The sequence below is a fragment of the Bacillus sp. FSL R5-0523 genome (assembly GCF_037975295.1).
Taxonomy (GTDB): Bacteria; Bacillota; Bacilli; order Bacillales; family Bacillaceae; genus Bacillus; species Bacillus subtilis.
This window is the reverse complement of the sequence record NZ_CP150251.1, coordinates 537920-551084: the sequence shown is the minus strand read 5'-3', so window position 1 is coordinate 551084 and position 13165 is coordinate 537920. Positions and strand designations below refer to the sequence as shown.

The window sequence follows — 13165 nt, the reverse complement described above, 5'->3', positions numbered from 1 at the left end:
ATAAAAACACACCTGAATTTTGGTGTGTTTCAAAAATGATCTCAATAAAGTGGAAGTCTTCTATTTTCAGCTACAAAAGCACGTCATTTTAGCATTTGAAGTCATTTATTACCCTTATTTTATATTCATGTTGGGCCTACACTGTTTCAGCTGGAAACTTCAATATTTGAGTATCTATGCTCTCTTTCTAATAGCACGTCATAAATTTTGGGACATCTGTATAATACAATGCTCAATGATTCGGTTGGCTTAGGCAGTTCCATGGGCTCTCTAGCAAAAGCTTTACTGAAACAAACCTCTTATACCATGTGATTTTTTGACGCACCCATGCCGAATATGAACAGCAGAATGCTGACCATAAGCAAAAGTAATATTGGGAAGTTCCAGCTTGCCGTGACGTCATGGAGCAAACCAAACAAGGTCGGTCCTGTTGCAGCCAGCAAATATCCAACAGATTGCGACATCCCCGACAAAGAAGCCGCACCGGAGGCATCCTTCGTCCGCAAGCTTAAAAAGATCATAGCCAAGCTGAACGCACATCCCCCAGAAATTCCGAGTAAAATTGTCCATAAGAAAATAAGTGCATTATCGCCGAAATAAAGGCCACCCAATGAAACAAAAAACAGGATAGTCATCATGACAACCAGTAAACGCTGGTTCTTCATGCGTCCGGCAACAATCGGTACGATGAATGATACGGGAAGCGAGGCGAATTGAAATAGCGATAGCATCCAGCCAGCGCTGTCTTCATTCAAGCCACGGCTTGTCATGATTTCAGGTAACCAAGCGATCAATACATAGAAAAGCAGAGACTGCAATCCCATAAAAAGTGTAACCATCCATGCCAGCGGTGAACGCCACAGACTTCGCCGCGTCGACGCACCGCTAGTTGCTACCATGGCTGACGCTTGACTCGTCCGCGCTTTAGGAAACCAGAATAGTGCAGCTATCAGAGCGAGCAGGCCCCAGACTGCAAGTGCGCCATTCCAGCCAAAACTGCGGGCGATTGGGACACTTACACCGGAAGCTATCGCACCGCATAAATTCATCGACAATGAATACAGCCCTGTCATAAGACCGACATTGCGAGAAAAATCTCGTTTAACAATACTTGGAATTAGCACGTTGCATACCGCAATTGCGAGCCCAAGCAAAACGGTGCCTGCAAACAAAGGAACTGTTGCAGTCAGCGAGCGGACAGTGATACCTAGCATAAGCAGAACCAATGCATAAAGTATAATCCGTTCCATCCCGAAGCGGCGTGCCAAGATTGGCGCGAAGGGGGAAAGAAGCGAGAAAGCAAGCAGCGGCAATGTTGTAAGCAAGCCTGCCGCGGTATGCGATAATCCAAGAGATTCGCGAATCGATCCTACCAGTGGGCCTACCGACGTTAACGGTGACCGCATCGTCAGTGATATAAGGACGATGCCTATGATGATCGGCCAACTCAATGAGAGCGAACGCTTTGTCTCAGTTGGTTTGGTACCACTTTGTACGCTCATGGCCGTTCCCCCTCTTCAGCGGCGATAACATCCTTCGATTCCTGGATATAACGATGAACTGCCTCCACGGCACGATCCGCATCCTGACCGACAATTGCTTCGACTAGTTGTCGGTGCATTTCCAAAAAATCCGTATCGACTTCAAAACTAGTCAGCCTTGTAATCGAATCTTGTAATGCTTCAGCGATATGGCTGTATATTTCGATCAATATTTCATTATGCGACGCCTTTACAATGCTTTGATGTAGACAGATATCCGCTGTTACAAAGTCATCAATGTTACCGATTTCTGCCGCTCCCTCGCAGCGTTCCAGTTGGAGAAGAAGTTCGCGGGCCTCGTCATCGGTTCTGCGTTGTGCAGCAAGATGGGCTCCCTCACGTTCAAGAGCATACCGAACTTCTAATGTTTGCAACGTATCGGTGCGCGAAATGCGTTTTTTCAATACGACCCCCAAAGCACTTGAAGAGCAGACATATGTTCCGTCACCTTGTTTCGTCTTCAAAAGTCCTGCATGTATCAATGCCCGAATTGCTTCCCTTAATGTATTGCGGCTAACATTCAGCTCGGTCATCAACTCAGGTTCGGCAGGAATGCGCATCCCGACACCCCACTTACCTGATTCGATCAGACTTTCCATTTGTAGAGCGACTTGCTCAACCAGCGTCTGCCGGTTTGTTTTCTGAAGCATTTGTTTATCCTCCTGTAAAGCATTTATCAAACATAGGATGTTTGGTTAATTGGTATTTTATCACTCCTCTGAAATTAAGACAACAAAATAATAAGCCAATGAAAGGGGCAGGGAATCATGCGGATCATGTGAAGATATTAAATTTAACAGCAATACAGAATTCCCCTTACAAAAAAGATACCTAAAAAGGAGATTTAATATCTCATTTACAATGAAAAACTGATCTATGCTAATTAGTCGAGGTTTCAGGATATACACGGATCAATTGACCTTTTCCTTGATTGGAAATCCGCCACGTTCCCTATTGTTTGATGTTGTTTTTGCTTGATCTGTTTTTCCAAAAAAGTTATTGACATCAAAAATTCGAACATGTTATTATTAAAATTTTGATATTCCACCTCCATATATGATAATCTTAAGAAGGTTACCATATATGGAGGTGGATGATATGTTTCAAATTGGCGATAACATTGTTTATCCAATGCACGGAGCAGGTATAATTGAAGCCATAGAAGAAAAAGAATTCTTAGAGGAAAAACAACAGTATTATGTCATAAGAATGTCAATCAGTAATATGACCGTTATGATTCCAACGCGTAAAATATTGAGTTCGAATATACGACCAGTTACCGATATACTTGCATTAAAACACATTATGCACATTTTTCAGCATGGAGAATCAGATAGGTTACTGCCATGGAAGCAAAGGTATAAAATAAACACGGACAAAATAAAAACGGGTGAAATACAAGAAGGCGCTGAAGTTGTACGTGATTTAATGCGTATGAAGAAAGAAAAAGCACTTAATGCAAGCGAAAAAAAAATGCTGGATAATGCATATGAATTTTTGATTAGTGAACTGGAAGTAATTAAAGGAATCACTGAAAATCAAATAAAAAGTTTTGGTTAGATAGTGTATTGCATCCCAAAAAATATTTCGGAATATTATGATGAAAAGCAAATCTTCTCCAACTTATGTTTAGAACATTAACGACCTCTTTTGTTATTCCTACATTCTAATCCATTTTTATTATTTACATTTCTTCTGCGAAGATTGAAGTTTTACCAAAAAACTCAATAAAATAGTCACTTTTTTTAGTATCCTGATTCACACTGGCACGGACAAGGAGCCGTAAGGATGGAAGAGAGGTAGGGCTTTCATTGTTTTAGGTATCTCTAAGTGATTATTTCCAGGAGAAAAAAACAATCGATCTCCTCATTATTTTTGAATTTCTTATATCCACTGCCACATTGAATAATAATTGTTTATCTTCTTCTCATAAAAGAGATATGCGAGTTGATAACATCTAGATGAAACCATTTTTATAATTCATCTAATCTTACTTAAATGAACGAACAGGTTAGTGAAAAAAGAGTCAGTTATCTATATTTGAACAAAAAATTAAATAATTTATATACATTCCGCATATTGTCAATCCAGTATGTTATACTGTAAACAAACCTTTGAAGTTTTAAATCTTTTTCTATTACCTTGTAGCATCTCCCTACTCGAACGTTGAGTAGGGTTTTTTATTGAGTATGATATAGACATAAAAAAACAGGCCCTATATAAAGAGCCTGTTTGTATAAACGATTGAAGATTAAGCTTTTTGAACGTTAGCAGCTTGAGCTCCACGAGCACCTTGCTCAACGTCAAACGTTACTTTTTGACCTTCGTCTAAAGATTTGAATCCGTCACTTTGGATTGCAGAAAAGTGTACGAATACATCGTCTCCATTTTCGCGTTCGATAAAACCAAAACCTTTTTCTGCATTAAACCATTTAACTGTACCTTGTTCCATTTTTGTTGCCTCCTAGTGTGTGAACACACAATATATACTATCCTTGCCCAAAGTATCATCAAGACGAAAAGTCAATATTCATACTATCCTTTACACCGAACAAAAATAATTCTTCTTTATTATATCAGGAATCGGAAATAACTGCAAATTAATATTTCCGTTTTCCTCATAGCATTATTTGTTAAACATGTGGATACCCTCATTGCTTCATTATCATTGTCCAAAACCTCTTTCCTCAAACAATCAATGTTCACGGTCTAAATAAATCGATTCTCATAGGGGAGCAGTGAGAGAGTTTGACCCGATATAGAGCCGGGTATAATCTTCATACGCTTTTTGTATTCCGGCTGATTCGCTAATAAAGATGGAATTGAACTAGAAATCAGTTTATCATTTCCAATAATTTCACAGATGGATGGGAAGAATACTTATCATATAAGTGGTGTATGACGTTGGGCCTTCAAAGGCTATAAAACGTTTTCTACACTTAGAAGATCACCAGGGAAGGAGAAACTTTTAAAAATGAAAGAACAAAACCTAAGGACTTTGAGAAAACTGGTTACACCTTATGAAAAGTCCGATTTACGAAAAAGTATTTGTCAAATCATTAACACATTGGTACCGTTTTTCCTGTTATGGTATTTGGCATATAAAAGCTTGTCGATTTCTTATTTCCTTACATTAACGATTTCTGTCGTTGCGGCGGGTTTTTTAGTGAGAACCTTCATCATCTTTCATGATTGCTGCCACTATTCCTTTTTTAAGAGCAGAAAGGCGAATCGAATCCTTGGAACATTAACAGGAATTCTGACTCTGCATCCTTTTGATCATTGGGCACACGACCATTCTGTCCATCATGCGACAAGCAGCAACCTGGACAAACGCGGTACAGGCGATATTTGGGTACTGACCGTTGAGGAATATAAGGAAGCCTCAACGAAGACAAAAATAATGTACCGTTTGTACAGAAACCCGTTTGTTATGTTTATTATTGGGCCGATTTACGTCTTCGGGATTACCAATCGTTTTAATCGAAAAGGGGCAAAACGCAAAGAACGGATGAATACGTATGTAACGAACTTGGGGATTGTCGCTTTGGCAGCACTTTTAAGTTGGGCTATTGGCTGGCAGAACTTCCTGCTGGTTCAGGTGCCGATTTTTATGATATCGGGCTCTCTCGGAATTTGGATGTTTTATATTCAGCATACGTTTGAGGATTCTTATTTTGAAGAAGATAAGCATTGGGAATATGTAAAAGCAGCAGTTGAAGGAAGCTCTTTCTATAAGCTTCCAAAAGTCATGCAGTGGCTAACAGGCAATATCGGTTTTCATCATGTTCATCACTTAAGCCCAAGAGTCCCAAACTATAAGCTTGAAAAAGTGCATAACAACACTGAACCATTGCAAAACGTCCCGACCATTACATTGGCAACAAGTCTTAAGTCGTTAAAGTTCCGCCTATGGGATGAAGAAGGAAAAAAATTTGTCGGTTTTAGCCACTTAAAAAAAGCCTCTAAAAGCCAAGTATCGGCGCGGCTAACAACGGATTAAAATAAACTCTTCCATAATCGAAGATAAGGGACAGTGTATCTCGCAGAATAAAAGTGCAGACTCGCGCAAAGGTTTTGTGCAGAGGTCGGCACTTTAACAATTGTCTTATACCTTGATGGTTTCTCACAAAGTCAATTTTCAATAAAAGTATAGGTCAGCCTAGCTTATATTACAATTCAATTAGTTATATAGAAATGATAGGTATGGCCTATCATTTATAATAGAAAAAGTTAAACTGACTAAATCGTTAAAAAGCCCATTAAATTCACAGGACATCACTTTATAGACAGAAAAATAGAGGAGCAAACCAATGGTTTACTCCTCTATTTGGCTTCTTCGTATGTTATTTTCTTTCATAAGCTAAGACGATCCCATTCAAAAACTACAAAAGACACCGGTGTAAGACCAATTAACATGATTTCCGACAACACATGCCGTCCTTTTAATAATCATTTATAAATATAAAATAGAAACCCCTATTGTTTTGGAGCTCCCTTATTATATTAAAGCCCCTATTCAGGAAAACCATTTCCCGCAGATGAATCAACAAAGGGATTTCCATATTTATCACAAAATTTATAAAAACCATAACGATTCATATACATCAATTTCTCTATGTTCTCAGGAGTATCAAAATCAATCATCTCTAAAATCAAATTAGTAAATTCAATAGGGGCGGTTCCATTTGCGGTAACCAAATTTTTATCTCTTACTGCTTGTTTCTCTACAAAACTGCTAATCGGTTTATATTGTTCGTAATCTTTCCATAAGTAAACAAAATTACCTGTATGGCTATGATTATTCAGCAAACCATTCTTCGCCAAAAAATCCACTGCACCGCATATCGCTGCTATTGGAATGTCTTTTTGAAATGCAGTTTTTACGAAATGTAAAAGTTTTTTATTATCATTACTCCAAGAATCTCCGCCAATCATAACTAGTAAATGAAAATTCGCAGGTTCTAACCCAATTATGTAATCGACAGATGTTTTAAAACCACCTATAGAACTGACAATAGGGTCTAAAGAAACAGTATGAACCGACCAATCTTCTCTTTGATTTAATGCAGATGCTAAGTAAACACCTTCCCAATCTGCATACTGTCTAATATAAGAAATAACGCCTTTTTCACAACTATATACCGCCTTAGATTATAAGTTTTTTATTATCCAACCTTTTCGATTTGTTATGAAGAAAAAATACTCTATCTTCCGTACCTGCCCCTCCCCAACAATTTGGGGCAGGTGAGTGCGATAAAGAGGAGTGTTCATCACATTCCTGTAATCTTTGCGTAACGTTTCCTCTTGCTTCAACATTCATACGATAATATTCATCAGAAAGCATTAATCTCCTGTTCATGAAAATAATCAACGACTTCAATTGATTATATAAGCTGTAATCTCCAATTTGTTTCATTTTTCAAGGAATAATAAAGAAGGATACTACATAAGTAACATCCTTCTTTCCCAGTTATGACTTTTAATTTGCTTGCTGTGTCTGTTTTACTGGTTCTTTGCTAAAAAGTCCAACAATATTCCACAACACAATTACAGAAGCTATTATTAAACGAGTAGTACCGACTTCTTGGTTAGTAAATAATTTATAACCATATACTGATCCCAATGCAACTATGCAAAAAATATTGAACCATTTACTCCAACGCAATTAGAAAACTCCTTTTAAATTAATTACATTTCCAGACAATCTATATACGTTTATAATAGTACCAGTATTTTACTGAAAATATATAAATTTTTTCAATATTCAACCTTAAATCTTTCTTAACTATTCTACAAATCATTACTTTCACACTTGTTTCGTTGGCAAAATAAAAAGAAGACTACACATTGTAACACCCTTTTAATGCTTTGACTTCCATATAACTTTTGAGTTTGGCATTCAACCGTCCGGCTAATATCTAATTTTTTAGAATGTGGTAGATAAACTAAATTAGCAAGAAAAAAACATGTTATATCAAAATTGAACCAAGTTTTTTCCAAGATTCCTCAGACGAGGGATTTTACTTCTGTATAACAAAAAATCACTTTGTCCTTTATAAAGACAAAGTGATTTTAAAATTAGCTATTAGGTAAATCTACTTTTGCAGGAGTACTTGTCCAAGGTTTGCCCATTTTCTTTTTATGAGCTTTATCTTCAAAAAATTGAACTGTAGCATACTGATACCAACTATCAGTCATTGCTCCTTTTTCGTATAAATCATATTTATAATACGCATCAGGGATTTGTTCTTTTGCCCAATAAGAAAATAAAATAGTGGCAGCCTTACTCCCCCATCCCAAGCCAGGGACAATACCGACTAATGACATTGTAACTGATAACGCATTTTTAGCTGCTTTTGTATGTCCAGATAAAGTCCCCACATAATGGTATCCCTTTTTAGGTTTTGCAGCCTGTGTTGTGAATTCATTTGATTTCAAATTATTGTTTTCATAATTTGTTCTGTTAGCAACATTTTCATCATACTCAAAGTTTAAGCCTTTTTGTTCTATGCCATCGACTTTTACAGTATGATCATTTCCGTTCATCTGAACTTTGTGAGTTTCATTTCCACTCACATACTCAATTTCAACTAATTTCCCGTTCGATGAAATTTTTTCACTTTTCATTTTGTAATGTAGAGCTAGTTCATCGTAAGAAGGGGTTGGCTTAGAGCCCTCCTTTGCAGAAGCGTAACCTGCAGGTAAAAGTGAGCCTAAAGTCAATGATGCAGCCATAACACAAGTAATAACTCTTTTCTTTCTCAATTGAAATCCTCCTTGTGTTACACCTTAAGAATCTGAATTACTAAATACTTGCTTAATTTTATAAGCAATAACAGCGAGGTATAAAATTGCAACAAACACTAAAACTCCAGTGCCATAATCAGTTTTTGCAACTAGAAAAAGACTTAACACACCGAAAATAATGTACATTACAATATCAAAGATATTTTTCTTGTTGTTCATATAAACTCCCCCGTATAGCAATTGATTCCAGGTGCATATTTGATTGCAGCCCCAGTGTATTAAACACTTACAATTTTGTCCAATTGAAACTCTCTGGCAATATTACTTTAATCATATCTCAAAATAATTTTTTGAATTATTTTCAGCACACCTACTCTAACATGATTCTTTTTTGATTTACATAAAAAATCGAAAAATTGAGTCATTTTTCCTTGGAGAATAACTGTGTGTAAATCTTAAAAAGGACTATTCATTCATTTTGAGAATTAGAGATACATACGCTAATCATTTTATTTTCATTAAAATCCTTTTCGTGTTTGTTGATAATATGGAGAGGTGATGAAAATGTTCAAAAAAGAAAACAGTTAGACCAAAATTGACTGAACTTAATGCCAAAGGAACACCGTACAATAATAAAAGTGATAAATAATTATCTCTTCCGTTCATTACATGCTCTCTGAATCCTGTTCTATGTAGGATACCGTTTTTTGAATTATTGGTTTGGGGATACAGGGGAATATTAAATATAATAAGTGGTTTTAAATAACTGGTGAGTATTGGTTAGCATACGATCTTCCATAGCCGTTTTTCTGCATAAAAAAATAACACCAAAGATTGTAAAACCCTTGGTATTATTGGGGTGCTGCCGACGAACTTGAACTTTACGGGTTATTCACCCCACTGGGCCCTAAACATAGTAAATCCATATCATTAGTTATGAACGCTTGTTTTCATTGCACTTTCTAACTCCACTTACATCATCTCGATAAGTTTGTATGAATTATGGTTAATAATTGGTGAGCAAAAACCCACTTCCTCACTTCTCCAAATCTCATTATATTTCGTATTCGTTCCCTCTCCTAAAACAATTACAACGACAGAGACACTATCTTTCTCGGTAATTGAATTCACAAAAAATCTTTTTTATATCGAACGGCTAGATAGATTGCTGAAGCGAAGAATGCAATAGAATACTTAAATAAGAAGAAAACTTGCCACATATATTCTTTTGGGAAAACCAAGTCGCACAAAATTAGTGCATATAACATACAGAGGCAACCTTTTAAAGCGATTTGGTTTGTTCTTTCGTCATTCTTACCCATTTTTTTAGTAAATACGATTGTTAGAATCAATCCAACTACAAGCAATACAAATCCGCTGCCAATGAGAATACTCCAATTTCCCGGAGAATGTTCAGCCCAGGACTTTAAAGGAGAAAAAATAGCGTTAGTGATCGTATCTGTGATCGAATTCATTTTCATTTTTGATCATTTCCTTTCTCATAAGTAAAAATCTCGTTTACATCCACATTAAAAAATTCGGCAATTCGAAAAGCTAACAGCAGAGTCGGAACATAATTTCCTTTCTCCATTACAAAGATGGTTTGTTTGGAAACCCCGACTTTCTTAGCTAATTCTTGCTGAGACAATCTGGCAAGTACACGATATTCATAAACCTTATTTGAGATCGAATCACCAAAATCTTTCTTCATGACCATCACCTCTTGAACCAAATTATAAACTCACCTTACAAAAAAGTAAAGTAAACTTATACAAAAATATAAAATACTTTTATGTTAACTAAGATTACTTTGATTTAATCATGAACCAGAATGCAGAAAGAACCTGACGAAATTCATGATTCCGTCAGGTTCACTTATCGATCTGGTGTAATTTGTGGTTCTTGGCGGTACATTTTATGATATTCAGTGATGCAACAGGTGATCAATTCCCAAAAACAACAGTAAACGGTTCTGATGGTGCAAACCGAACAACAATTCTTGGTTACCACTCTGAAGGGGCAGAAGTTGTGGACACAATTGATGTTTACGAGCAGCTAAATCCAAACAAACAGAAAATCACTAGTAATTTAAATTAGTTGGCTTACTGAAGGTAAGTAGGCAGCTTGAGGGCAGTAGACAATTTTAAAAATAAGCACAAAAAATACCAAAGGTCTACAACCCTTGGTATCATTGATGCGGCCGAGAGGACTTGAACCTCTACGGGTTATTCACCCACTAGGCCCTCAATAAAGTGAATCTGTGTTTTCTGTTACAAAACCTTTATATTTCAGTGTTTATTTATTTTGATTATAAGGTTTTATAATGATTTATTCATATTGAGGAGTAAAAATGGAGTAGCGTTCTTTTTTTAAAAAAAGTTACCTTATTATTGATGTTTACTTAGTAACAACCCTGCTCGAAGTAATCATTAAGGTGAAAAATTAAGATTAAACATGAAAAAAGCAGGCGCTTTTTACCTGCTTTTATGCCATGAGAGTATTATAGCTTTATCCTAAACTTAAAATTCTTTTTATTACATTAGGAATAACAAATGACCGTTTGATCTCTTTATTTACTTGAATAATGTCTTTTTGTGTTTTCCCATTCTCTTCCCAAGTGACTTCTACCTGATAATCATTGGTCGTTTTTGGTGGATCTGCCATTATCGCTACTGCTATTTCTTTTGCATTCTTAGGTTCATCTGTTGCGTCACCTGATGCCTCAACAACACCATTTTCTTTAAACACAACCTCTTTTACTGAAAACTCAGAATCCCTTTTCCATGTAATATGAACCGCCCATAAGTCTTGTTTTGCCAGATCTATGTCTTTTTCAGGAGAATAGATAACACTCCATTTTCCATCTTTTGAATTACCCTTCAAAATAGGAGGTTGGTGGGTGCCAGCATAAATAAACCATGCTAAAAAAACTAGCAGCCCAACAGAAACAATACTCGCTAAAATAAAGTTACTTTTTTTCATTGTTAACTCCAATCTATGTGTAATAAATGGGATGTAAGCTCTTATTTTACACCAATGAATTCTCATTTCGTTCAATTCATTACCTATCCTTAAATAATTTTTCCGAACTTCATAACTTATCCATGGTAATATTTAGATATAAAATCACTGAAAGGATTGGACAATGAAGGTATTTGAAGCTAAGTCTTTGTTATCTGAAGCTGAAAACCGAGCAAAAGATTATAAAGAATTGAAAAATCAAATGATTAAGCTAAGAAAAGCATTTAAGGCTGTTGCCGATCTTGATGACAGTGAGTTCTCTGGCAAGGGAGCAAACAATATTAAAGCTTTTTATCACGATCATGTGGGTGTCACTGATCAATGGATTGATTTAATTGAAATGAAGATCGCTTTCCTTACTAGTATCTCCGGTGTTTTAGAAGATGCCAGCTTATCTGACGCATATATCGAGGAATCCTTCTTAGAACATGAACTAACAAACGCATATAAAAAATCAAAATCAATTATGTCTGAGCAGAAGAAAGCAATGAAAGATATTCTGAATGATATCGATGACATTCTTCCACTTGATTTATTTTCAACAGAGACTTTTAAGGATGAGCTCTCTTCTGCCGAAAACAAACGGAAAAAGACTGTTGATAAAATATGCGATGTGGACGAAAACTTAAAAACTGAATATGCAATAACTGAACCTAACGAACAATTCATTAAAGCAGACTTTCAAAAGTTACAGGAATCAACAGGTAAGGGCAAGAATGCTACACCCCTTCACTATAATGCCAAGGCATATCGTGAGAGCGATATACATAAGAAAAAAAGCGATATCGAGAAGCAATCTGAAGCTTATTTGAAGATCAAAAAAGAAGAATCTAAAAAACGCGAAATAAAAGATTTGAAAAAACAGCTTGTAAAGGTAACAGATCCAGACGAGTATTTAATAATTGCGAAGAAAATAGGATACGAGAATTTGGAACCTGACCAGCAAGTTTATTTCCGCCAACTCGAAGAACTCCAACAAAAAGCTGAAATTGGAAAAGGTATTGCAATGGGAATGTATGAAGCAGGTAAAGATACAGTGATGGGTCTCTATCAACTTGCAAGACACCCGATTGAAACGCTTTCTGGAACTGTGAACGCAGCCTTACATCCAATCGATACTTATAAGATCATAGCAAAAGACATAGAAGACACATTTCAACGTGATATGATTAATGGAGATAGCTACAGCAGAGCAAAATGGGTTTCCTATGTAGGCAGTACTGTTGTTCTTGCAATAGTTGGTCCGAAAGGTATTGATAAAGTATCCAAAGTTGCAAAAGCCGGTTCAAAAGTTGCTGCAATTAAGGCACTTGAAGCTTCAAAAGCAGGAATAAAAAAAGGTATTGAATACGTTAAAATACCAAATGTTTTTGAACAACAGTATGCAATGGCTGGTGGTTCAGGGACTTTTCCTTTTAACGTGATTGATGGAGAGAATTATAAAAACTCTGCACTTGAAATATTAGAGGCCTCGTCTACTGTACAAGGATTAAAGAAAGCTAAGCCGCATGAAGTTGTAAACGAATTAAAAACTTTCCAAAGCAGAAAATACACTTTTGGAGGACAATCATTCCTCATTGATAAGCGAGGAATGAAGCATATTTTAGAGCGCCATCATCCTAATTTATGGGATGGTTCAATTAAGTCTCAACAATCTTTTCTCAATAAAGAGATGACTGTTAACGATGTTGCAGATGCGATAGAATCAATTATGAAACAAAACCGTGAAGAGTTAATGAAAAAAGGAACCAAATTTAGTTATCAAATCAGAGGATCATATGAAGGTCAACAATATGTTGTAGGCTTTCAAAAAGGAAGAGTAGGACAATTCTATCCGGAAAAATAGGAGAGGT

General features: G+C 36.3%; 13 protein-coding genes and 1 pseudogene. 4 read left to right on the top strand and 10 right to left on the bottom strand.

Features of this window, described 5'->3' with window-relative positions:
* Positions 1-299 precede the first annotated feature (299 nt).
* Together NYE53_RS02850 and NYE53_RS02845 are read right to left on the bottom strand one after the other, a co-directional pair.
* The gene (locus NYE53_RS02850) at positions 300-1502 is read right to left on the bottom strand and encodes an MFS transporter (protein ID WP_339247136.1); all 1203 of its coding nucleotides are present in this window, start codon (positions 1500-1502) and stop codon (positions 300-302) included.
* A complete protein-coding gene (locus NYE53_RS02845) occupies positions 1499-2191 on the bottom strand; it encodes a FadR/GntR family transcriptional regulator (protein ID WP_339247134.1) in 693 nt (230 codons plus the stop codon). The genes NYE53_RS02850 and NYE53_RS02845 overlap by 4 nt, the downstream gene beginning before the upstream one ends.
* A 448-nt stretch (positions 2192-2639) precedes the next feature.
* Between NYE53_RS02845 and NYE53_RS02840 the strand changes: the two genes are divergently transcribed.
* The gene (locus NYE53_RS02840; RefSeq protein WP_029317377.1) at positions 2640-3101 is read left to right on the top strand and encodes a CarD family transcriptional regulator; all 462 of its coding nucleotides are present in this window, start codon (positions 2640-2642) and stop codon (positions 3099-3101) included.
* A gap of 691 nt (positions 3102-3792) precedes the next feature.
* Here the strand turns inward: NYE53_RS02840 and cspC are convergent.
* Positions 3793-3993, bottom strand: coding sequence for a cold shock protein CspC (cspC, locus tag NYE53_RS02835; RefSeq protein WP_013351108.1), 201 nt, complete (start codon positions 3991-3993; stop codon positions 3793-3795).
* Between the two features lie 522 nt (positions 3994-4515).
* On the opposite strand from cspC, the gene NYE53_RS02830 reads away from it, so the two are divergent.
* Positions 4516-5544 carry a fatty acid desaturase gene (locus tag NYE53_RS02830; protein WP_251187199.1) on the top strand — a complete coding sequence of 343 codons (1029 nt, stop codon included), beginning with the start codon at positions 4516-4518 and terminating at the stop codon, positions 5542-5544.
* A 512-nt stretch (positions 5545-6056) separates the two neighbouring features.
* Here the strand turns inward: NYE53_RS02830 and NYE53_RS02825 are convergent.
* The 6 genes and pseudogenes from NYE53_RS02825 to NYE53_RS02800 all read right to left on the bottom strand — a co-directional run bounded on the left by NYE53_RS02825 (position 6057) and on the right by NYE53_RS02800 (position 10002).
* Positions 6057-6676, bottom strand: a pseudogene (locus tag NYE53_RS02825) (type 1 glutamine amidotransferase family protein).
* Between the two features lie 347 nt (positions 6677-7023).
* A complete protein-coding gene (locus NYE53_RS02820) occupies positions 7024-7209 on the bottom strand; it encodes a hypothetical protein (protein ID WP_339247129.1) in 186 nt (61 codons plus the stop codon).
* 413 nt (positions 7210-7622) lie between these two features.
* Entirely contained in the window at positions 7623-8309 is a 687-nt protein-coding gene (locus NYE53_RS02815; protein WP_339247126.1) for a hypothetical protein, read from the bottom strand.
* A gap of 24 nt (positions 8310-8333) precedes the next feature.
* The gene (locus NYE53_RS02810; protein WP_009966645.1) at positions 8334-8510 is read right to left on the bottom strand and encodes a hypothetical protein; all 177 of its coding nucleotides are present in this window, start codon (positions 8508-8510) and stop codon (positions 8334-8336) included.
* Positions 8511-9418: 908 nt separating this feature from the next.
* Positions 9419-9772 (bottom strand): hypothetical protein, encoded by a 354-nt coding sequence (locus NYE53_RS02805; protein WP_049140443.1) that lies wholly within the window; start codon positions 9770-9772, stop codon positions 9419-9421.
* Positions 9769-10002 carry a helix-turn-helix transcriptional regulator gene (locus NYE53_RS02800; protein WP_003240464.1) on the bottom strand — a complete coding sequence of 78 codons (234 nt, stop codon included), beginning with the start codon at positions 10000-10002 and terminating at the stop codon, positions 9769-9771. Before NYE53_RS02800 ends, NYE53_RS02805 begins: the two co-directional genes overlap by 4 nt.
* Positions 10003-10208: 206 nt before the next feature.
* Between NYE53_RS02800 and NYE53_RS02795 the strand changes: the two genes are divergently transcribed.
* The gene (locus NYE53_RS02795) at positions 10209-10388 is read left to right on the top strand and encodes a hypothetical protein (RefSeq protein WP_339247124.1); all 180 of its coding nucleotides are present in this window, start codon (positions 10209-10211) and stop codon (positions 10386-10388) included.
* Between the two features lie 411 nt (positions 10389-10799).
* Here the strand turns inward: NYE53_RS02795 and NYE53_RS02790 are convergent, their stop codons facing one another.
* Entirely contained in the window at positions 10800-11273 is a 474-nt protein-coding gene (locus tag NYE53_RS02790; protein ID WP_339247121.1) for a hypothetical protein, read from the bottom strand.
* A 163-nt stretch (positions 11274-11436) separates the two neighbouring features.
* On the opposite strand from NYE53_RS02790, the gene NYE53_RS02785 reads away from it, so the two are divergent.
* Positions 11437-13158, top strand: coding sequence for a T7SS effector LXG polymorphic toxin (locus NYE53_RS02785; protein WP_339247118.1), 1722 nt, complete (start codon positions 11437-11439; stop codon positions 13156-13158).
* The last annotated feature ends 7 nt before the right edge of the window (positions 13159-13165 follow it).

Excerpts from the sequence above, each read along its gene's own strand:
- NYE53_RS02805 (WP_049140443.1), bottom strand. The coding sequence starts at position 9,772 with ATGAAAATGAATTCGATCACAGATACGATCACTAACGCTATTTTTTCT.
- NYE53_RS02830 (WP_251187199.1), top strand. The coding sequence starts at position 4,516 with ATGAAAGAACAAAACCTAAGGACTTTGAGAAAACTGGTTACACCTTAT.
- NYE53_RS02840 (WP_029317377.1), top strand. The coding sequence starts at position 2,640 with ATGTTTCAAATTGGCGATAACATTGTTTATCCAATGCACGGAGCAGGT.
- NYE53_RS02795 (WP_339247124.1), top strand. The coding sequence starts at position 10,209 with ATGATATTCAGTGATGCAACAGGTGATCAATTCCCAAAAACAACAGTA.
- NYE53_RS02790 (WP_339247121.1), bottom strand. The coding sequence starts at position 11,273 with ATGAAAAAAAGTAACTTTATTTTAGCGAGTATTGTTTCTGTTGGGCTG.
- NYE53_RS02850 (WP_339247136.1), bottom strand. The coding sequence starts at position 1,502 with ATGAGCGTACAAAGTGGTACCAAACCAACTGAGACAAAGCGTTCGCTC.
- NYE53_RS02785 (WP_339247118.1), top strand. The coding sequence starts at position 11,437 with ATGAAGGTATTTGAAGCTAAGTCTTTGTTATCTGAAGCTGAAAACCGA.
- NYE53_RS02810 (WP_009966645.1), bottom strand. The coding sequence starts at position 8,510 with ATGAACAACAAGAAAAATATCTTTGATATTGTAATGTACATTATTTTC.
- cspC (WP_013351108.1), bottom strand. The coding sequence starts at position 3,993 with ATGGAACAAGGTACAGTTAAATGGTTTAATGCAGAAAAAGGTTTTGGT.
- NYE53_RS02845 (WP_339247134.1), bottom strand. The coding sequence starts at position 2,191 with ATGCTTCAGAAAACAAACCGGCAGACGCTGGTTGAGCAAGTCGCTCTA.
- NYE53_RS02800 (WP_003240464.1), bottom strand. The coding sequence starts at position 10,002 with ATGAAGAAAGATTTTGGTGATTCGATCTCAAATAAGGTTTATGAATAT.